This is a genomic window from Micromonospora sp. NPDC023966 (assembly GCF_040639095.1).
Taxonomy (GTDB): Bacteria; Actinomycetota; Actinomycetes; order Mycobacteriales; family Micromonosporaceae; genus Micromonospora.
The window spans coordinates 204,691-222,702 of record NZ_JBEZZJ010000005.1 but is presented as its reverse complement, the minus strand read 5'-3'; the positions used below and the strand labels follow the sequence as shown (position 1 = coordinate 222,702).

Sequence of the window (18,012 nt, the reverse complement as noted above, 5' to 3'; positions counted from 1 at the left end):
GCCGGGTACGGGAGGCGCCATGGCGACCGTCGTGGAACGCGAACGCAAGTACTCCGGCGACGCGGGATTTCGGCTGCCCGATCTGACGGGGTGCGGTGGCGTCGCGACGACGTCCGACGCCACCGCCCTCGACCTGGACGCGGTCTACTGGGACACCGCCGACCTCCGGCTGGCCCGCAGCGGCTACGCGCTGCGGCGGCGGACCGGCGGGCACGACGCGGGCTGGCACCTCAAGGTGGGCGCGGTCGGCGGCGCGCGCACCGAGCATCAGTTCCCGGCCGGGCCGGAGGACGCCGAACCGCCGGCCGAGCTGGTCGCGCTCTTCCGGGGCGCGTCCCGGGGGCGGCCGGTCGCCCCGGCCGCGCGGATCCGCACCCGCCGCCGGGAACGCCGTCTGCTCGACGCGGCGGGCCGCCCGCTGGCCGAGGTGGCCGAGGACGACGTGCACGCCGAGGACCTGGTCAGCGGGGAGCGGCAGGCGTGGCACGAGCTCGAGGTCGAGCTGGTCGACGGTGATGAGGCGCTGCTCGACGCGGTGGACGAGCGGCTGCGCGCGGCCGGCGCCCGGACCGTCCCGGTGTCGAAGTCGCACCGTGCCCTGGGCGGCCGCCTGGCCGCCACCCGTCCGGCGCCCGCCGATCCGGCGGCCGCGCCCGTGGTCGACTACCTCACCGCCCAGCGCGACACGCTGATCGGCCACCACGCCGGTGCCCTCGGCGGCGACGAGGACGCGGTGCACGACATGCGGGTGGCCGTCCGCCGGCTCCGCTCCACGCTGCGGACCTTCCGGGGACTGTGGGACCGCGCCGAGAGCGAGGCGGTGCGGGCGGAACTGCGCTGGCTGGGCGGCCGGCTCGGGCCGGTCCGGGACGTCCAGGTGTTGGGCGCCCGGCTGGCCGACGCGGTCCACGCGGAGCCGGACGAGCTGGTGCTCGGCCCGGTCCCGGCCCGGTTCGCGGAGCGGTTCGCCGCCGACCTGGCCACCGCCCTCGACGGGCTGCGCGCCGCGCTCGGCTCCGACCGCTACACCGACCTGCTGCGCCGGCTGGACGCGCTGGTGGAGGGTCCGACGACACGCGTACGGCCCCGTTGGGTGAACCGGCGGGTGCGGCGCGCGGTGACCCGCTTCGACGACCGGCTGGACCGGGCGCTGGCCGGCGGGGACGACACCGCGCTGCACGAGGCACGCAAGGCGGGCAAGCGGGCCCGGTACGCCGTCGAGGTACGTCGGCCCGCCGCGAAGCTGGTGGACCGGTTCAAGGACCTTCAGGACGCGCTCGGCGCGCACCAGGACTCGGTGGTGACCCGGGAGGTGCTGCGCGAGCAGGCGCTGCGGGCGTACGCCGCCGGCGAGAACACCTTCACCTACGGCCTGCTGCACGCCCGGCAGGCCGCGGTGGCCGACCGGGCCGGGCCGGCGCTGGTCAGGGCGCGGGACCGGGCCCGCCGCCGGAAGGTGCGGCGCTGGCTGACGGGCTGACGGCTACAGCGCGGAACGGGTCCGGGCGACCGCGGCGGCCGCCCCGGCCAGCACGGGCTCCGGCGCGCCGGCCGCCAGCAGGTCGGCGGTGACCACCCGGAGCTGGTCGGGCAGGGCCAGGTCGCTGGGGAGCCGGGGCACGTCGCGGCGCGGCTCCCCCTCGGCGTCGGCCGCCAGGTTGGCGATCTCCTGGACCAGCTTGTGCACCAGGTCGGCGCGGGACACGTTGCCGCTCTCGGCCGCCGCCGACCAGCGCGGCTGCTCCCAGTGCCCGACCTGTCTGACCAGCAGGGCCACCGCCCGGTCCAGTTCCGCTGCGCTCATCGCGGCCGAGTCTACGGTCAGCGGCGGACGTAGCTGAGCAGGCGGAGGATCTGCCAGTACAGGAAGATCAGCCCGACCAGCAGGCCGAAGGCGCAGAACCAGGCGTACCGGCGGGGCAGGCCGTTGCGGGCGGAACGCTCGACCAGGTCGAAGTCGAGCACGAAGCTGAGCGCGCCGGCGATGATCGCCACCACCGAGAAGAGGTACGGCAGCCAGCCGACCCGACCGCTGAGGCTGTAGACCGCCACGCCCTGCCGCCCGGTGAACAGGTAGGCGACCAGGTTGACCAGGCCGATGGCCACGATGCCGATGAGCGTGCCGAGGACCAGCCGGGCCAGCCGCGGGGTGGCCCGGATCAGCCGCGCCCGGTAGAGCAGCCCCATGCCGAGAAAGACCCCGAAGGTCCCGACCACGGCCTGCGCCACGATGCCCGGGTAGACCAGTTCGAAGGCGCGGCTCGCCACCCCGAGCAGCAGGCCCTGGAGCACCGCGTACCCGGCGATGAGCGGCGGGTTGGTGAGCTGCTTCAGGGAGATGACCAGCACCAGCGCGAGGCTGGCCAGGGCGCTGCCGGCCAGCGCCGCGGAGATCCACGCCGCCTGCGGCACGACCACCCAGGCCACCGCCGCGGTGACGCCGGTGAGCAGCAGCAGCCCGACCGTCCGGCTGACCACGTCGGCCACCGTCATCGCGTCCGCGGCCCCCACGCCGAGCACCTGACGCTCGGTCCGGCCGACGTCGTCCAGCCGGTCCAGCACCGGGTTGGCACTGCGCACCGCGACCTCCTCGCGCCGACGTACCCCGGCTCCCACTCTGCCCCGGGCCGGCCGGCGGCGACGGAGAAACGACGACGCCCGCCGCCGCGGGCGCGGCAGGCGGGCGTCGCAGATGGGACGGGCTGCGGTCAGTCGTCGCCCTGGAAGTAGCTGAGCAGCCGGAGGATCTCCAGGTAGAGCCAGACCAGGCCGACCACGATGCCGAACGCGGCCGTCCAGGAGTAGCGCTGCGGGAGCCCCATCCGGACGCCCTCCTCGATCTCCGCGAAGTTGAGCACGAAGCTCAGCGCGGCGACCACGATGCAGACCAGGCTGAACCCGATGGCCAGCGGGCTGCCGTCGCGGAGGTGGGTGTTGACGCCGAAGAGCGCGAGCACCAGGTTGATCAGCATGACGCCGAAGAGACCCGCGATGATCGCCACCATGATCCGGGCGAACTTCGGGGTGGCCCGGATGATCCGCGCCTTGTAGATCACCGCCATCAGGAAGAAGACGCCGAAGGTCGCCACCACGGCCTGGAGCACGATGCCGTCGTAGAACGTGTCGAACGTCTTGCTGACCATGCCGACGAAGACGCCCTCGACGATCGAGTACGCCACCACGAGCGCCGGGTTGGCCATCCGGGAGAACGAGATGATCAGGCCGAGGACGAGACCCACCACCGCGGCGCCGATCCAGGCGACGCCGGTCAGGGCGTCCGGCACGAGCACCCAGGCCGCGGCGGCCGAGGCGCCGAGGATGCCGAGCATCAGCACCGTCTTGACGACCACGTCGTCGAGGGTCATCGCGGTCACGGTGGGCGGGGCCGCCGGGAAGCCGTGGCCGGTCGGGTACGGCTGCTGCTGCGGGTGCGGCTGGTACTGCTGGGGATATCCGGGCTGACCGTACGGCCCGGGCTGGGCGTACCCGGCCGCCCGCTCCCGCTCAGCCGCCTGGCCGAGCCGGGCGAGCACCGGGTTCGAGGTCTTCACTTCTCAGGCCTCCCTCAGGGGGTCGATGCACGTGAACGTGCCTCTCCAGGGTAAACGGGGGGGCAACGCCGTGCGCCGCGCGAAGCTGTGGGAAAGCTGAGAGTGTGGTGCCCGGGGCGGGGGTCGAACCCGCACGCCTTGCGGCAGCCGCTTTTAAGGCGGCCGTGTCTGCCGTTCCACCACCCGGGCGGGTGACACCGGCGCGCCGACACGCGGCGGTGCAGGTTTCACCGTAGCGGCTGCGCCGCGGCCCGGCGTACCCCGCGGGGGCCGGCCGATATGGTCGAGGCCGTGACCAGCGCCGCCCGCACGGCCCCCGGGCCCGACCCTGACCAGGCAGTCCGCCTCGACCCGGCGCTTTGCCCGGGCCGCACGGCCCGGCTGCTGGCCGCCGGCCACCGGCACCGCTTGGACCTGCTGGCCGGGCTGCTCTTCGCCGTGCTCGCCGGCTGGCTCACCCACGGGCTGTGGCCGGCGCCCGGGCAGCGGGTGCTCGCGCTCAACCCGGCCGACCAGGCCCTCTACGAATGGTTCCTGGCCGTCGACTCGCGCGCCCTGCTCGGCGACTTCGGCCTGCTCACCGACCGGCTGAACGCGCCGGACGGGGTCAACCTGATGGCGAACACCACGGTCATCGCGGTCGGCGTGCTGCTCGCGCCGGTCACGCTCGCCCTCGGGGCGCCGGTCACCTTCGCCCTGCTGGCCGCCGCCAACCTGGCCGGCACGGCGCTGGCCTGGTACCTGCTGTTCACCCGGACGCTGCGGGCCCGCCGGCTCGCCGGCGGGCTCGGCGCGGCGCTCTGCGGCTTCGGCCCGGGCATGATCTCGCAGAGCAACGGCCACCTGCACATGACCGCCCAGTGGCTGGTCCCGGTGATCGTCTGGCTGGTGGTCCGGCTCCTCCGGGCCGCCGACCCGGCCGGCCGCCGGGACGGCCCGGACCGGCGCCGGCTGGCCACCTCGGCCCTCGGGCTGGCCTCGGCCGTCATCCTCCAGGTCTTCGTCGGCGAGGAGGTGCTCTTCCTCACCGCGCTCACCCTGCTGGTCATGGCCGTCGCCTACGGGATGGCCGACCCGGCGCTGCTGCGCCGGGCGCTGCCCGGCTTCGCCGGGGGGCTGATGTGCGCCGCCGGGCTGGCGCTGTTCGTGCTGGCGTACCCGCTGTGGCACCAGTTCGCCGGGCCGCAGGGCGTCTCGGACGGGATGTTCAGCCCGCACTACTTCTCCGCCGACCTGACCGGCTGGACCCGGCTCTCCGCGCACTCCGTGCTGGGCGGCACCGACGCGGCCCGGCTGACCACCGGCCCGGCCGAGTTCAACACCTTCCTGGGCTGGCCGTTGCTGCTGGTCGCCGTCGGCTGCGCGTTCTGGCTCGGCCGGCGCGCCCTGGTGATCGCCTGCCTGGCGGGGGCGCTGGTCATGGCGGCGCTCTCGCTCGGCCCCGAGGTGGTGATCGGCGGGGAGCGGACCGGGGTTCCCGGCCCGTACGCCCTGCTGGCCGGGTTGCCGGTGGTGGACGGCGCGCTGCCCACCCGGTTCGGCCTGGCGGTGCTGCCGCTGGTCGGGACGGTGCTCACCCTGGCCGTGCACCGGGCGCTGGGCGAGCGGGGGCGGGCCCGCCGGCTGGTCCCCCTCGCGGTCGGCGCGGCCCTGCTCAGCGTCTTTCCCGCGCCACTGCCCACCACCGACCGGCCGCCGCTGCCCGAGTTCGTCACGGGCGGGCACTGGCGGGAGTGCGTACGCCCCGGCGGGGTGCTGGTGCCGGTGCCCACGGCCACCCCGAAGGACCCCTGGCCGATGCGCTGGGGCAGCGCCGCCGACGCCGCCTTCGGCATGCCGGAGGGCTTCTTCATCGGCCCGTACGGCCGCAACGGCTCGGCCACCATGGGCACCTACCAGCGGCCGACCTCCGCCCTGCTGGCCGAGGTCGCCAGGCGGGGCGTGGCGCCGGCGGTCGGCGACCGGCAGCGCCGGCAGGCCGCCCGGGACGTCGAGTTCTGGGGCGCCTCCTGCGTGGCGCTGACCGACGACGCGCCGCACGCGGAGACCCTGCGCCGGACCCTGGAACAGCTCTTCGGGCCGGGCACCCGGATCGCCGACGCCTGGACCTGGCGGTTCTGACCCCGGACACGGCGAAGGGCCCTTCCCGTACGGGAAGGGCCCTTTCCGGTTTGTCTCAGACGCGCGCGCCGACCGGCGGCGCGGACGCCTCGGCGAACTCCTCGCGCGGGTCGTGCAGCTGACCCAGGGCGACCACCTCGCGCTTGAGGAAGAACGCCAGCGTCCAGTCGACCACGACCCGGATCTTGCGGTTGAACGACGGGATCCGCGACATGTGGTAGGTCCGGTGCATGAACCAGGCCGGCCAGCCGGTCATCTTCACGCCGTAGACCTGCGCCACACCCTTGTGCAGACCGAGGCTGGCCACGCTGCCCGCGTGCTTGTGCTTGTAGTTGACCGGCTCGCGCCCGCGGATCACGTTCGCGATGTTGTCGGCCATCCGGGCGGCCTGCCGGACCGCGTGCTGCGCGCTGGGCGAGCAGAAGTTGCCCGGCTCCTTGGTCAGGTCCGGCACCGCGGCGCAGTCGCCGGCGCTCCACGCGCCCTCGACGACCCGGTCGCCGTCCACGATCTGGAGGGTGGGCAGGCAGGTGACCCGGCGGCGATCGTCGCGCGGGAAGTCGGTCGCGTCCAGCATCGGGGACGGCTTGACGCCGGCCGTCCAGACGATGGTGTCGGACGGGAAGCTCGACCCGTCGGAGAGCTTCGCGACCCCGTCGACGCAGGACTCCAGCCGGGTGTCCAGGCGGATGTCCATGTTCCGCTTGAGCAGCTCCTGCACCGTGTAGGCGCCCATGTCCCGATCGACCTCGGGCAGCACCCGCTGGGTGGCCTCGACCAGCACCCAGCGCATGTCCTCCGGCTTCAGCTCGGGGTAGTAGCGCAGCGCGTCCCGGGCCATGTCCTCCATCTCGGCGAGCGCCTCGATGCCGGCGTAACCGCCGCCGACGAACACGAAGGTCAGCGCGCGGCTGCGGACCTCGGGGTCGGTGGTGGCCGCCGCCACGTCGAGCCGGTCCAGCACGTGGTTGCGCAGGAAGATGGCCTCACCGATGGTCTTGAACCCGATGCCGTGTTCGTGCAGGCCCGGGATCGGCAGGGTGCGGGAGACCGAGCCGGGGGCGACCACCACGTGGTCGTACTGGATCTCCCGGGTCGGGCCGCTGATCGGCTGTACCACGGCGGTCTTACGGTCGTGGTCGATCCGGGTGACCGTGCCGGCCACGACCTTGCACTTGCGCAACTCCCGCCGCAGCGGCACCACAGCGTGCCGCGGGGAGATGTTGCCCGCCGAAGCCTCCGGGAGGAACGGCTGGTAGGTCATGTGCGGCTGCGGGTCGACGACGATGACCTCGGCCTCACGGGAGCTCAGCTTCTTGGACAGGCGCAGAGCGGCGTACAGGCCCACGTGCCCGGCACCCACGACAAGGATCCGCTTCGGATTCACGTCATCTATCTTTCCCCGGGCGGCTCGGGTAATCCCGATCGAGACCCTGTTCTGTGACGGAGCACAACCCCTGTGACCTGCGCAACTGTGTGCGGCGTCCCGTTATCTGCGACGTAGGAGCCAGGCCAGGAGCCCGCTGATCCCCACCGCGACCAGCAGGCCGGCGACGGTCGCGGCCTGCGAGCCGGCGTCCCCGCCGACCCCACCGAGCCAGGCCAGCACGATGCCGAGCACGGCGCCGGCCAGCACCACCCCGCCGGCCCGGGCCAGCCAGCGCAGCACCAGGTCGGGGTCGACCACCGCGTCGTAGGGCAGCAGCGCGGCCAGCGCGCAGAGGGTGTGCGCCAGGTAGAGCAGCGTGGCGACGGCGAGCAACCGCCACAGCGCCGGCGGCCGGTCGAAGCCGAGCGTGGCGAGCAGCCAGCCGCCGACGGTCACCAGCGCGGCGAAGGTTGGCCAGACCCGGCGCGGGCCGACCGCCGGCAGCACCGCCGCCACGGTGAGGGCCAGCAGCGACCGCCGGGTGAAGGCCTGCCCGGGGTACGCGACCAGGAAGCCGACCAGCACGGTGAAGAAGATCCCGGCCCGCACCAGCAGCGGCGTCGGGCTGATCCGCCCCGCCGCGTACCGGACCGCCCGGACCCGCTCGGTCATCCCTTCGACGAGGTCAGTCATCGCATTCCCGCCTTGGGTGCGGTGGCCAGGCGGGACACGTCGCGCAGCACCTGGTCGAGGCTGCCGGCGCCGGCCCAGCGCACCACCGGCACGCCGTGCTCGCGGAGCTGGCCGATCATCGTGTCCCGGTCCAGGCGCCACAGCCGGTACGCCACCTCGGCCCAGCCCCGGTCCTTCGGCACCAGCAGCTCGGCGGGCAGGGTGTCCACGGCGACCACGAACCGCCCGCCCCGGGCCATCCGGGCCAGCATCTGCGCCGAACGCTCGTCGAGCAGCGGGGTGAGCACCACCACCAGCGCGTCCGAGGAGAGCAGCTGCGGGCCGAACACCTGGTCGTACGGCTCGTGCGGCGAGGACTCGGCCTTGACGTCGAGCAGCCACTCCAGCACGGTCAGGTACTGCCGGCGGCCGGTGGCCGGGCGCAGCCGGCGGGCGGCCGGACCGTACTCCAGCAGCGCCACCCGGTCACCGCGGTGCAGGTAGTGCTCGGCGATCGCGGCGGCCGCGCGGACGGTGGTGTCCAGTACGGACGCGGCGCCGCCTACGCCGCCGGAGCGGCCCGCCTCGGCCAGCACGTCGAGCAGCACCACCACCTCGGCGTCCCGGTCCGAGAGGGTGGCCGCCACGTGCAGTTGGCGGGCCCGCAGCGAGACCCGCCAGTCGATCCGGCGCAGCCGGTCCCCGGGGGCGAAGACGCGGACCCCGGCCAGCTCGCCGCCCTCCCCGGGCCGGCGGGAGTGGTGCGCGCCGACCAGCCCCGCGGCCCGGGGCATCGCCTCGACCGCCTCGAACGGCTCGGTCATCGGGTAGACCCGCGTCCGGACCGGGTCGGTGACCACGGCCCGTGACACCAGCAGCCCGTCCGCGGCGGCGACCCGGGCGCCGGCCGGGCCGATCGGGTGCCGCCCCCAGCGCAGGGCCGTTCCGGTCAGCTCCAGGTCGACGGCGGAGCCGGACGGCACCGAGGTGACGAAGGGCCGGTTGGCGCCGCCGGAGCGGCTCACGTCCACCCCGGTCCCGCCGAAGCCGACCTTCTCCACCCGCAGCCAGGGCGACATCCGGGTCCGCACCACCGCCACGTCGTAGGAGACGGCGTCCGGGTTGGCCACGGCGATCGTGGCGGCCATCGGCGCGCCCTCGACCAGGTGCGCGTCCTCGGCGCCGATCTCCAGCTCAGGCAGCGCGGTGGGCCGGCGGCGCAGCGCGTACGCGGTGCCCAGCGCGAACGGGGTGGCCAGCACCACCAGGTCGATCCGGCCGAGCAGCACCGCCGCGACCAGCAGCAGGCCGGTGAGCAGCACGGCTCGGCCGAGCGCCCAGGTGGGCGCCCAGCCGCTCGCCGGTTCCTGACGGTCCGTCATCAGCGCCCGGCGGGTCCGGCCGCGTAGCTGGGCAGCGCGCCGCTGGCCGGGGCGGGCGTGGACTCCAGCACCTCACCGACCACGAAGGACGGATCGACCCGGCGCAGCCACATCTCCGGCCGCAGGGTGATCCGGTGCGCCAGCGCGGGCACCGCCACCGCCTTGACGTCCTCCGGCACCACGTAGTCGCGGTTGGCCAGCACCGCGCGGACCCGGGACAGCAGCAGCAGCGCCAGCGACCCGCGGGGCGAGGCGCCGACCAGCGCGGACGGGTGCTCCCGGGTGGCCGCGGTCAGCGCCACGATGTAGCGGCCGATCGAGTCCTCGACGACCACCTCCTCCAGCGCGGCCTGCATGGCGCGCAGGGTGCCGGCGTCCACCACCGGCTTGATCTCGGCCTCCTCGCGGCGGCGGGCGATCCGCCGTTGCAGCACCTCCCACTCCTCGTCGTGGTTCGGGTAGCCGAACGAGACCCGGAGCAGGAACCGGTCGAGCTGCGCCTCGGGCAGTGGGTAGGTGCCCTCGTACTCGATCGGGTTGGCGGTGGCGAGCACGTGGAACGGCTCGTCCAGCCGGTAGGTGACGCCTTCGACCGAGACCTGCTTCTCCTGCATCGCCTCCAGCAGCGCGGACTGCGTCTTCGGCGGGGTCCGGTTGATCTCGTCGGCGAGCAGCAGGTTGGTGAAGACCGGTCCGGCCCGGAACGAGAAGTCGCCGCTGCGCTGGTCGTAGAGGAAGGAGCCGGTGACGTCGGCGGGGAGCAGGTCCGGCGTGAACTGGAGGCGGCGGAAGTCCAGCCCGAGGGCCTGCGCGAACGAGCGCGCGGTGAGCGTCTTGCCCAGGCCGGGCAGGTCCTCCAGCAGCACGTGGCCGCCGGCCAGGATGCCGGCCAGCACCAGCTCAAGCGCCTCCCGCTTGCCGACCACGACGGTGCCGACCGCGTCCAGCACCGCCCGGGCCAGCCGGCCGACCTCGGCGGGGGGCATGCTCCGGTCCACGTCGTTCATCACAACTTCTCCAGTTCGGCGACGATCGCCGCGAGGTCGCGCGGCGTCGGGGGGCGGCGGGCAGGGGTGCCGAGGAACGTCCACAGCGGCTCGCCCAGCAGGGCGCGGGCGCGGGCCGGATCGGACTCACGGGTGACGCCGTGCTTCTGGCGCAGCCGCTCGTCGGCCAGCTCGCCGAGGCGGGGCAGCACCCGCTCGGTGAACCGCTCCCGGTTGCCGGAGCACCAGTCCAGCGGGCGTTCCCACCCGTTGATCGCGGCGCGCAGCGCGTCCCGGGCGGACCAGTTCCAGGTGCCGGGCTCCTCACCGGCCGGGGCGCGCCCGCCGGCCCGGGGCGGCGGCGGGGGCGACAGTTCGGCGGTGACCCGGCGGACGGCGAGCACGGCGAGCACGCCCGCCACGATGATCCAGAGCGACACCTGGAGGCCGACCGCGCGCAGCCCGACGACGACCACCACCACGATCGCGGCGGTGACCGCGAGGGTCCGGAGCACCCAGCGCGCCCGCCCGCCGGTCCGCCGCGCCTCGCCGGCGGGCTCCTCGGCGAATGAGAGCAGGTCGTCGATGCTCGTGCTCATGCCGTCGCCTCGGGAACCTGGGTCATGGCGGTCAGCTCGGCGCGCAGCCGGCGCAGGGCGGCCCGGGCCTGATCGCGCATCCGCTCGTCGACGGTGTGGGTGGCGTACCGGGCCTCGCGGTAGACGTGCGCGAAGCCGTCCAGCACGTCGGCGCTGGCGATCGCCGGGACGCCGGCCGCCGGGTCGCCGCGCAGCAGCCGGCTGACCAGGTCGGTGGGGGTGTCCCCGGCGCGTCGGGGCACGCCGGCCTCCTCGGCGGCCTCCTCCAGCCGGACCCAGCAGGCGATCACCGCGGTGCGCGGGTCGGTCGACCGGTCGTCCAACTCCTCCAGGCCGGCGTCCAGCGCGGCCACCACCTCGCGGGCGGTGCCCTCGGCGGTAGGCCGGGCCCGCTGGGCGGGCACCGCGCGGGTGGTCCGGCGCAGCGCCCCGCCGACCACGGTCCAGAGCACGTACCCGACGGCGGCCAGCACGGCAGCGCCGAGCAGCACGATGGCGACGGTGACCAGCCAGCCCGGGATGCCGCCCGACGTGGGCGGGCCGAACTCCCGCGGCTCGACCGTGATCGAGGGTGCGGCCTCGGCGGAGGGATAGTCCGGCACGTACGGGATGTTGTCGGCGGCGGGCGGGATGCGGCTCGCCCCGATCGCGGAGTGCCCGGCGGCGAGCGCGCCGACGGCGAGCAGCACGATCACCGCCGCGACCGGCCACCATCTGCGCAGCACGCCGAGCTCCATCCCACCGCCCCACGCATTCGTCAGTCCACCCCGGCCAGGTCCTTCGCCCGGGCGAACACGTCGTCCAACATCGCTGGTGTCAGCCGCCCGGTGAAGGTGTTCTGCTGGCTGACGTGGTAGCAGCCGAGCAGCGCCGGTGCGGACGTGCCGGACCAGTGTGCCCCATGGCCGAAGGCCGGGCGCGGCGTGGGCGGGCGCTGTCCGTACACGTGGCGGAGCACCGGCCACCACGCGGCCCAGGCGAACGCCCCCAGGGCGACCACGACGCGCAGGGTGGGCCGGATCAGCGCGACCTCGCGGTGCAGCCACGGCGCGCAGGTGTCCCGCTCGGCCGGGGTGGGCTTGTTGTCCGGCGGCGCGCAGCGCACGGCGGCGAAGATGCGGGTGTGCCGCAGGGCGAGGCCGTCGTCGGCGGACACGCTGGTCGGCTGGTTGGCCAGCCCGGCCCGGTGCAGCGCGGCGAAGAGCACGTCACCGGAGCGGTCCCCGGTGAAGATCCGGCCGGTGCGGTTGCCGCCGTGCGCGGCGGGTGCCAGGCCGAGGATGCCGATCCGCGCGTCGGGCGGGCCGAAGCCGGGGACCGGCCGTCCCCAGTAGTCCTGGTCGCGGAAGGCCGCCCGCTTGACCCGGGCCACCTCCTCACGCCAGACGACCAGCCGCGGGCAGGCGAAGCAGTTGCTCACGGCGCCGTCGAGGTCGGCCAGGTCGGTCGCCCGCGCGGCGCGGGCGACCACCTCGGCGGGCGTACGCGGCTCAGCCAAGCTTGGCCCGGAACAGTTCCAGCGTGCGGGCCCAGGCGGTGGCGGCGGCGCGCTGGTCGAAGTGCTCCGGCCGGTCCTCGTTGAAGAACGCGTGCGCGGTGCCCGGGTAGTCGTAGGTCTGGCAGGTGCCGCCGGCCGTCTCGATGGCCCGGCGTACGCCCTGCACCCCGTCGGCGGCGGAGAGGCCGTCCGCCTCGGAGCAGTGGATGAGCGCCGCCTTGCCCGCGTAGTCGGCCCAGTCGGTGCGCATGCCATCCCAGGGCAGCCGCGGGTAGAAGCCGGCGGTGGCGACGATCCGCTCGGAGAACGTGCCGGACCAGAGCGCCAGGCTGGCACCGGCGCAGAACCCGGCGCAGCCCACCTTGCCGGCGACCTCGGGCCGGCTGGCGAGGTATTCGGCGGCGGCCGCGATGTCGCTCGCCGCCTCGTCCATCTGGGTGCTGTTCAACATCTGCCGGGGCTCACTCGGCTTGCTCGCCGGGCCGCCGTGCCGGAAGTCGGGCGCCAGGGCGACGAAGCCGGCCTCCGCGAAGCGGTCCACCACCGCCCGGACGTGGGGCACCAGGCCCCACCAGTCCTGGATGACGATGACCGCCGGGCTGGCCGCACCGCCGGAGGGTATCGCGAGATACCCCTCGCTCGTCCCCCCGTTGCCGGTGAAGCTCACCATCTCGCCCATGGTCCCGTCCTCCTAGCGGTCAGTCATCGTTGGCTGGTCGCACAGTGGGTGTTACGTGCGGGTAGCGTGCCACGCGCTCACCGGCCCGGGGAAGACGAAAGAACAGTGGCCTTCACCTCCCGTTCGCCCCCCGGACCGGACGGCGCAGGTAGCCGGCGGACGCGGTGCCCTCCGGGCCTGGTCCTCCACTCTGGACATGGCGAGGGGCGCCCACCGGTCGGCGGGCGCCCCTCGGGGGTCGGCTTCAGCGGGTCGGGGTCGGCGCCGGCGTGCCCGTGCCGGGCTCGGCCGACGGAGTCAGGGTCGGTGCGGGGCCGGCGCTCCCGGTCGGCTCGGGGGTGGCGCTCGCGCCGGGCACGGGCGGGGCAGTCAGCGTCGGCGCGGCCGGGGCCGGCGGCCCGAAGGGCGCCCGGTCGGGGCAGTACGGGTAGGCGTTGCGCGGCGCGGGCATGTTGCCGCTCGCGTCCAGGCAGGTCGGCCAGCCCAGCCGGATCGGCACGCCGTTCTGGTCGAAGAGCTGGGCGTTGCGGACCAGCCGCCCCTCCTGGTCGTAGACGAAGACGTCCTCGATCCGGTCGTACCGGTCGCCGACCGAGACCTCCTGGTAGCTGCCGAACTGGTCGGAGCTGGCGTGCTGGTCGACGTTGACCAGCAGCGCGAAGGAGAAGATCAGGAACGCCGCGGTGCCCAGGCGCAGCATCCGCCGCGGCCAGCCCCGGAGGCCGGGTGCGCGCCGGCCCAGCCAGACCGAGGCGAGGACCGTGCCGGCCAGCAGGAACAGGCCGGCCAGCACGCTGCCGTCGAGCCGCGGGAGCAACCCGGACGGTTCCTGGAGCACGACGGAGATCACCAGCGCCGCGAGCCAGCCGCGCAGCAGCCACCAAGCCGGGCGCAGCGGGCGGAGGAACTCGCTCACCGAGGACTGCCCGAGCAGCGGGCCCAGCTGGGTGTCGAGGGCGCGCAACTGGGCGCCGGCGCGCGCCTGGGCGGCGGCCAGTCGCCGAACCCGGCGCCCCGAGCCGGTTCCCGCCCCGGCGCCGGCGGCGGCCCGCAGCTCGGCCGCGTACGCCTCGGGCGCGCCGAGCCGGTCGACCAGCGCGCCGTCGGCCTCGGCGGCCACCTCGGCGAGGTGTTCCGGCAGGTCCTCGGTCAACTCGTCGCGGACGGTGGGCGGCAGGTCGGCCAGGGCCGCCCGCACCCGCTCGACGTAGTCCGCGATCTCCTGCCCAGTGACGGTCATGCCGCCATCCCCCGATCGTCGAGCAGTGCGTCCATGGTGGTGGCGAAGGAGCGCCAGGTCTTGCCGGAGCGGGTGAGCTGGTCCCGGCCGGCGACGTTGAGTGAGTAGTACTTGCGGTGCGGGCCGGACTCGCTCGGCACCACGTAGGTGGTCAGCAGGCCGGCGGCGAAGAGCCGGCGCAGCGTGCCGTAGACCGAGGCGTCGCCGACCTCCTCCAGGCCGGCCTCGCGCAGCCGGCGGAGAATGTCGTAACCGTAGCCGTCCTCGTCCTTGAGCACGGCGAGAACGGCGAGGTCGAGCACGCCCTTGAGGAGCTGCGTCGTATCCACGCTCCGCACACTAGTGCGGATTGCGTAGTACCGTCAAGCGCATGGTAGCTGCGTAGGCTCGGGGCATGTCGTGGAGCAGCTACGCGTCGTTCCTGGTCTTCGCCACCGTGCTGATCCTCATCCCGGGGCCCGACTTCGCCGTGGTCACCCGCAACACGCTGGCCGCCGGCCGGCGCCGGCAGGTGGAGCGCGATCGGCGTGACCGCCTCGAACGCGGTGCAGGGGGTGACCGCCGCCGCCGGGCTCGGCGCGCTCATCGTCCGCTCCCAGCCGCTGTTCGAGGCGATCCGCTGGGCCGGTGTGGCGTACCTGGCGTACCTCGGGGTGCAGGCCTGGCGGTCGGCCTGGCGTGGGGACTACCCGCCGCTGGCCGGCGACGCCGCCGCCGCCGCGCCCGGGCAGGCCGTGGCCGGGTTCCGGCAGGGCTTCCTGTCCAACGTCACCAACCCGAAGGTGCTGGCGTTCTACCTGGCCGTGCTGCCGCAGTTCGTCGGCGGTGCGGCGCCGATCGGGGTGCTGCTCGCCTTCGCGCTGAGCCACGCCGTGCTCGGCCTCGCGTACCTGCTGGTGCTGGTCGCGGGGCTGGACCGGGCCCGGGACCTGCTGTCCCGGCGGCGGGTGCGGCGCTGGCTGGACGGGCTGACCGGGGTGGCGCTGCTCGGCTTCGGCGCCCGCCTCGCCACCGAACGCACCTGACCCGCCCGTTACTCGTGGTGCTGCGTCACGTTGACGACCGTGCCGCTCGGGTCGCGGACGAAGAACCGGCGCAGCCCCCACGGCTCGTCGGTCAGCGGGTAGACGATCTCAGCACCGGCGGCGACGCACCGGGCGTGCACGTCGTCGACGTCGTCCACCTCGATCGACACGTCGGGGTGCACGCCCGCCTTGACGTCCAGCTTCATCACGGAGAGCTGGACCTCACGGACGTCGCCGCCGAAGAACAGGATCCAGTCGAGCCCGTGACCGCCGTCGAGCCCGATCAGGTCCCGGTAGAAACGGCTGCTGGCCTCGAAGTCGTCGGAGAGGATGTTCGGCTTGATCCGCCTGACCGCCACCCACCGACCCTAAGCGCCCGACTACGCCGAGACGAGACCCGGGCCGGCGCGCCGCACCTAGGTCGTCGAGGCGGACAAGCAGGAGTTCCTCGCCGAGGTCATCGGCCATCGGCTCGCTGAGGTACGCCGCGCCCGTGGGCTGACCCAGCAGCAGGTGGCGGACCGGATGGGCGTCACGAAGGGGCGGGTCTCCCAGATCGAACAGGGCAAGATCTCTGGCCAGGAGGTGGTGGCCCGCTTCGCCGCCGCTCTGGGCGGCCGGCTCCACCAGGCCATCTACTTCGACGACGGGGACATGGCGGCCATCGCCTGAGCTGCCAGTGAGGTTCGGTCTCCGACAGTCAGGAGCGCGGAAGGCCCCGATACGCGTCCAGCCAGGCCCAGTCACCTGGGCAGCTGACCAACTCGGCGAGGCAGCGGTCGAGGGCGTCCGGCAAGGTTCTCGTGTCGACGCGGATCACGTGCCGACCACCGAGTCCCGGTCCGGAGAGCAGCATCGTCCACGGTCGGCCGTTGAACTGCGCCATCCGTTCCCGGTCGACGCGAATCATGACGTCGATCTGCCGCCGCCCCAACTCGTCCATGAGCAGCTCGACATCGATCACGCCACGCCGCCTCAGGCCAGCGACCAGGCGATGCCGTCCAGAATGTCGTGTTCGGAGGCGACCACCGAGGGCATCCCGGCGCGCTCCATGATGACCCGGAGCACCAGCGCGCCCGCGCCGATCACGTCGGCCCGGCCGGGGTGCATCACCGGAATGGCCAGCCGCTGCTCGCGCGTCTTGCCCAGCAGGTCGGCGGTGACCTCGGCGACCTGGTCGTACGACACCCGGGCGTGGTGGATGCGTGCCGGGTCGTACTCCTGGAGCCCCTGGGCGATGGCGACCACGGTGGTGACCGACCCGGCGAGCCCGACCAGGGTGGCGGCCTCGCGGCCGGGCACCGCCGTGAGCGCCCGGTCCACGGCGACCGCGATGTCGGCCTGCGCGGCGGCGATCTCGTCCAGGCCGGGCGGGTCGCCGTGCAGGTGGCGCTCCGTCATCCGGACGCAGCCGATGTCCATCGAGATGGCCGCCTGGACGCCGCCCTCGCGGGTGCCGACCACGAACTCGGTCGAACCGCCGCCGATGTCGACCACGAGGTACGGCGGTTCGGCGTCGGCGGGCAGGCCGCGGACCGCGCCGGTGAAGGAGAGCCGGGCCTCCTCGTCGCCGGTGACCACCTCCGGCGCCACGCCGAGGGTCTGCTCGACCATGGCCCGGAAATCGGCGGCGTTCGAGGCGTCGCGGGAGGCGGAGGTGGCGCACATCCGGACCCGCTCGGCGCCCAGCTTCTCGATCTCCGCGGCGTAGTCGGCGAGCGCGACGCGGGTGCGCTCGATCGCCTCGGGCGCCAGCCGGCCGGTCTTGTCGACGCCCTGGCCCAGCCGGACGATCTCCATCCGGCGGCTCCGGTCGACCAGCGGCGCCTGCGGCCCGGCGGACGGGTCGGGCAGGTCGGCGACCAGCAGTCGGATCGAGTTGGTCCCGCAGTCGATGGCGGCCACGCGAGTCGTCACGGCTGCCACCCTACGGCAGCCCGGCTGGCCATTCGGCGATGTGGCGGTGTCCCGCCGGTTGATCCACTCCACCTCGCGGGAGGTGGGGGCATCAAGGGCGGCCGGATACCGCCAGATCGGCGACCTCGAGTCGATCAACGGAGCCGGCTCAGTCGTCGGCCGCAGGGCGGCCGACGAGGTGGGCGCCGAGCGGGTTCAGGCGGTGGCGGACGGCGCCGCCGTCGCGCTCGGTGGTGACCAGGCCGGCGGCGCGCAGCGCGGTGGCGTGCTCGGAGGCCGAGGAGAGGCTGATCGCGACGCCCCGGGCGAGCGCCATGGTGGTGTGCGGGCCCGGCCCGGACCGGTGTGGAGCCTCCCCGAGATGGGTCACTCCTGGCTGGGCGCCCCGAACGCCGGCCTCATGGCCACCGACCTGATCCTGGAGTTCTTCCCGGCCCACCCGCGACGCACGTGAGGCGGATCAGAGGCGCAGCAGCATCCGGCTGTTGCCGAGGGTGTTGGGCTTGACCCGCTCCAGGTCGAGGAACTCCGCGACGCCCTCGTCGTAGGAGCGGAGCAGCTGCTCGTAGACCGGCTGCGGCACCGGCGCGCCGTCGATCTCGCGGAACCCGAACGAGCCGAAGAACCCGGTCTCGAAGGTGAGCACGAAGATCCGGGCGACGCCCAGCTCGCGGGCCGCGTCGATCAGCTCGCCGACGATCCGGTGCCCGATCTTGTGCCCCCGGCAGGAGGGGTCGACCGCCACCGTGCGGATCTCGGCGAGGTCCTCCCACATCACGTGCAGCGCGCCGCAGCCGACCACCGTGCCGTCGGGCGTCACCGCCACCCGGAACTCCTGCACGTCCTCGTAGAGGGTGACGGTGGCCTTGCTGAGCAGCCGCCGGTCGTCGGTGTAGGTGTCCACCAGCCGTCGGATGCCGCGCACGTCACCGGTGCGGGCGCGGCGGACCACGATCTCGTCGGCGGCACTCAT

General features: G+C 74.3%; 21 protein-coding genes, 1 tRNA gene and 1 pseudogene. 4 read left to right on the top strand and 19 right to left on the bottom strand.

The genetic code is table 11. The annotated features are described in order from the left end of the window. The first annotated feature begins 19 nt into the window (after nucleotides 1-19). Nucleotides 20-1,480, top strand: coding sequence for a CYTH and CHAD domain-containing protein (locus AB0F68_RS11385; protein ID WP_357335293.1), 1,461 nt, complete (start codon nucleotides 20-22; stop codon nucleotides 1,478-1,480). A 3-nt stretch (nucleotides 1,481-1,483) separates the two neighbouring features. Here the strand turns inward: AB0F68_RS11385 and AB0F68_RS11380 are convergent, their stop codons facing one another. From AB0F68_RS11380 to AB0F68_RS11365, 4 genes are all read right to left on the bottom strand, one after another. Continuing rightward, nucleotides 1,484-1,804 (bottom strand): hypothetical protein, encoded by a 321-nt coding sequence (locus AB0F68_RS11380; RefSeq protein ID WP_357335291.1) that lies wholly within the window; start codon nucleotides 1,802-1,804, stop codon nucleotides 1,484-1,486. A gap of 17 nt (nucleotides 1,805-1,821) precedes the next feature. Next, a complete protein-coding gene (locus tag AB0F68_RS11375) occupies nucleotides 1,822-2,580 on the bottom strand; it encodes a Bax inhibitor-1/YccA family protein (protein ID WP_357335288.1) in 759 nt (252 codons plus the stop codon). Between the two features lie 128 nt (nucleotides 2,581-2,708). Then, complete coding sequence (locus tag AB0F68_RS11370; protein WP_357335286.1) at nucleotides 2,709-3,551, bottom strand: Bax inhibitor-1/YccA family protein; 843 nt, start codon at nucleotides 3,549-3,551, stop codon at nucleotides 2,709-2,711. 105 nt (nucleotides 3,552-3,656) lie between these two features. Beyond that, nucleotides 3,657-3,740, bottom strand: a tRNA-Leu gene (locus AB0F68_RS11365). A gap of 90 nt (nucleotides 3,741-3,830) precedes the next feature. Between AB0F68_RS11365 and AB0F68_RS11360 the strand changes: the two genes are divergently transcribed. Continuing rightward, nucleotides 3,831-5,672: a hypothetical protein gene (locus AB0F68_RS11360; protein WP_357335284.1), complete on the top strand. Its 1,842-nt coding sequence runs from the start codon at nucleotides 3,831-3,833 to the stop codon at nucleotides 5,670-5,672. A 55-nt stretch (nucleotides 5,673-5,727) separates the two neighbouring features. On the opposite strand, the gene AB0F68_RS11355 is transcribed toward AB0F68_RS11360, so the two are convergent. The 10 genes from AB0F68_RS11355 to AB0F68_RS11310 form a co-directional block, all read right to left on the bottom strand. After that, nucleotides 5,728-7,059 carry an NAD(P)/FAD-dependent oxidoreductase gene (locus AB0F68_RS11355; RefSeq protein WP_357335282.1) on the bottom strand — a complete coding sequence of 444 codons (1,332 nt, stop codon included), beginning with the start codon at nucleotides 7,057-7,059 and terminating at the stop codon, nucleotides 5,728-5,730. Nucleotides 7,060-7,161: 102 nt separating this feature from the next. Further along, the gene (locus tag AB0F68_RS11350; RefSeq protein ID WP_357335280.1) at nucleotides 7,162-7,734 is read right to left on the bottom strand and encodes a hypothetical protein; all 573 of its coding nucleotides are present in this window, start codon (nucleotides 7,732-7,734) and stop codon (nucleotides 7,162-7,164) included. Next, nucleotides 7,731-9,095, bottom strand: coding sequence for a DUF58 domain-containing protein (locus AB0F68_RS11345; protein ID WP_357335277.1), 1,365 nt, complete (start codon nucleotides 9,093-9,095; stop codon nucleotides 7,731-7,733). The genes AB0F68_RS11350 and AB0F68_RS11345 overlap by 4 nt, the downstream gene beginning before the upstream one ends. After that, nucleotides 9,095-10,102, bottom strand: coding sequence for a MoxR family ATPase (locus AB0F68_RS11340; protein WP_357335275.1), 1,008 nt, complete (start codon nucleotides 10,100-10,102; stop codon nucleotides 9,095-9,097). The genes AB0F68_RS11345 and AB0F68_RS11340 overlap by 1 nt, the downstream gene beginning before the upstream one ends. Then, complete coding sequence (locus tag AB0F68_RS11335; protein ID WP_357335272.1) at nucleotides 10,102-10,680, bottom strand: hypothetical protein; 579 nt, start codon at nucleotides 10,678-10,680, stop codon at nucleotides 10,102-10,104. Before AB0F68_RS11335 ends, AB0F68_RS11340 begins: the two co-directional genes overlap by 1 nt. Further along, complete coding sequence (locus AB0F68_RS11330) at nucleotides 10,677-11,417, bottom strand: DUF4129 domain-containing protein (RefSeq protein ID WP_357335270.1); 741 nt, start codon at nucleotides 11,415-11,417, stop codon at nucleotides 10,677-10,679. The genes AB0F68_RS11335 and AB0F68_RS11330 overlap by 4 nt, the downstream gene beginning before the upstream one ends. A gap of 20 nt (nucleotides 11,418-11,437) precedes the next feature. After that, nucleotides 11,438-12,151 carry a uracil-DNA glycosylase gene (locus AB0F68_RS11325; RefSeq protein WP_357335395.1) on the bottom strand — a complete coding sequence of 238 codons (714 nt, stop codon included), beginning with the start codon at nucleotides 12,149-12,151 and terminating at the stop codon, nucleotides 11,438-11,440. 19 nt (nucleotides 12,152-12,170) lie between these two features. Beyond that, complete coding sequence (locus tag AB0F68_RS11320) at nucleotides 12,171-12,857, bottom strand: dienelactone hydrolase family protein (RefSeq protein ID WP_357335268.1); 687 nt, start codon at nucleotides 12,855-12,857, stop codon at nucleotides 12,171-12,173. A gap of 244 nt (nucleotides 12,858-13,101) precedes the next feature. After that, the gene (locus AB0F68_RS11315) at nucleotides 13,102-14,097 is read right to left on the bottom strand and encodes a hypothetical protein (RefSeq protein WP_357335265.1); all 996 of its coding nucleotides are present in this window, start codon (nucleotides 14,095-14,097) and stop codon (nucleotides 13,102-13,104) included. Then, nucleotides 14,094-14,426 carry a PadR family transcriptional regulator gene (locus AB0F68_RS11310; protein ID WP_357335263.1) on the bottom strand — a complete coding sequence of 111 codons (333 nt, stop codon included), beginning with the start codon at nucleotides 14,424-14,426 and terminating at the stop codon, nucleotides 14,094-14,096. Before AB0F68_RS11310 ends, AB0F68_RS11315 begins: the two co-directional genes overlap by 4 nt. A 198-nt stretch (nucleotides 14,427-14,624) precedes the next feature. Between AB0F68_RS11310 and AB0F68_RS11305 the strand changes: the two genes are divergently transcribed. Next, nucleotides 14,625-15,122: a LysE family translocator gene (locus AB0F68_RS11305; RefSeq protein WP_357335261.1), complete on the top strand. Its 498-nt coding sequence runs from the start codon at nucleotides 14,625-14,627 to the stop codon at nucleotides 15,120-15,122. A gap of 8 nt (nucleotides 15,123-15,130) precedes the next feature. On the opposite strand, the gene AB0F68_RS11300 is transcribed toward AB0F68_RS11305, so the two are convergent. Next, the gene (locus tag AB0F68_RS11300) at nucleotides 15,131-15,481 is read right to left on the bottom strand and encodes a VOC family protein (protein ID WP_357335258.1); all 351 of its coding nucleotides are present in this window, start codon (nucleotides 15,479-15,481) and stop codon (nucleotides 15,131-15,133) included. A gap of 76 nt (nucleotides 15,482-15,557) precedes the next feature. Between AB0F68_RS11300 and AB0F68_RS11295 the strand changes: the two are divergent. Further along, a pseudogene (locus AB0F68_RS11295) lies at nucleotides 15,558-15,794 on the top strand (helix-turn-helix transcriptional regulator); the annotation flags it as partial. Between the two features lie 28 nt (nucleotides 15,795-15,822). Here AB0F68_RS11295 and AB0F68_RS11290 read toward each other — a convergent pair. The 4 genes from AB0F68_RS11290 to AB0F68_RS11275 form a co-directional block, all read right to left on the bottom strand. Next, nucleotides 15,823-16,086, bottom strand: a complete 264-nt coding sequence (locus AB0F68_RS11290; RefSeq protein WP_357335255.1) for a hypothetical protein — start codon at nucleotides 16,084-16,086, stop codon at nucleotides 15,823-15,825. Between the two features lie 11 nt (nucleotides 16,087-16,097). Continuing rightward, nucleotides 16,098-17,027, bottom strand: coding sequence for a Ppx/GppA phosphatase family protein (locus tag AB0F68_RS11285; RefSeq protein WP_357335393.1), 930 nt, complete (start codon nucleotides 17,025-17,027; stop codon nucleotides 16,098-16,100). Nucleotides 17,028-17,187: 160 nt separating this feature from the next. Further along, nucleotides 17,188-17,355: a helix-turn-helix domain-containing protein gene (locus AB0F68_RS11280; RefSeq protein ID WP_357335252.1), complete on the bottom strand. Its 168-nt coding sequence runs from the start codon at nucleotides 17,353-17,355 to the stop codon at nucleotides 17,188-17,190. A 144-nt stretch (nucleotides 17,356-17,499) separates the two neighbouring features. Next, nucleotides 17,500-18,012 carry an amino-acid N-acetyltransferase gene (locus AB0F68_RS11275; RefSeq protein ID WP_357335250.1) on the bottom strand — a complete coding sequence of 171 codons (513 nt, stop codon included), beginning with the start codon at nucleotides 18,010-18,012 and terminating at the stop codon, nucleotides 17,500-17,502.

What these genes read in the sequence shown, in the direction of transcription:
- AB0F68_RS11385 (WP_357335293.1), top strand. Translation starts at nt 20, where the DNA reads ATGGCGACCGTCGTGGAACGCGAACGCAAGTACTCCGGCGACGCGGGA.
- AB0F68_RS11380 (WP_357335291.1), bottom strand. Translation starts at nt 1,804, where the DNA reads ATGAGCGCAGCGGAACTGGACCGGGCGGTGGCCCTGCTGGTCAGACAG.
- AB0F68_RS11360 (WP_357335284.1), top strand. Translation starts at nt 3,831, where the DNA reads ATGGTCGAGGCCGTGACCAGCGCCGCCCGCACGGCCCCCGGGCCCGAC.
- AB0F68_RS11350 (WP_357335280.1), bottom strand. Translation starts at nt 7,734, where the DNA reads ATGACTGACCTCGTCGAAGGGATGACCGAGCGGGTCCGGGCGGTCCGG.
- AB0F68_RS11345 (WP_357335277.1), bottom strand. Translation starts at nt 9,095, where the DNA reads ATGACGGACCGTCAGGAACCGGCGAGCGGCTGGGCGCCCACCTGGGCG.
- AB0F68_RS11340 (WP_357335275.1), bottom strand. Translation starts at nt 10,102, where the DNA reads ATGAACGACGTGGACCGGAGCATGCCCCCCGCCGAGGTCGGCCGGCTG.
- AB0F68_RS11335 (WP_357335272.1), bottom strand. Translation starts at nt 10,680, where the DNA reads ATGAGCACGAGCATCGACGACCTGCTCTCATTCGCCGAGGAGCCCGCC.
- AB0F68_RS11330 (WP_357335270.1), bottom strand. Translation starts at nt 11,417, where the DNA reads ATGGAGCTCGGCGTGCTGCGCAGATGGTGGCCGGTCGCGGCGGTGATC.
- AB0F68_RS11320 (WP_357335268.1), bottom strand. Translation starts at nt 12,857, where the DNA reads ATGGGCGAGATGGTGAGCTTCACCGGCAACGGGGGGACGAGCGAGGGG.
- AB0F68_RS11315 (WP_357335265.1), bottom strand. Translation starts at nt 14,097, where the DNA reads ATGACCGTCACTGGGCAGGAGATCGCGGACTACGTCGAGCGGGTGCGG.
- AB0F68_RS11280 (WP_357335252.1), bottom strand. Translation starts at nt 17,355, where the DNA reads ATGGCGCTCGCCCGGGGCGTCGCGATCAGCCTCTCCTCGGCCTCCGAG.
- AB0F68_RS11275 (WP_357335250.1), bottom strand. Translation starts at nt 18,012, where the DNA reads ATGAGTGCCGCCGACGAGATCGTGGTCCGCCGCGCCCGCACCGGTGAC.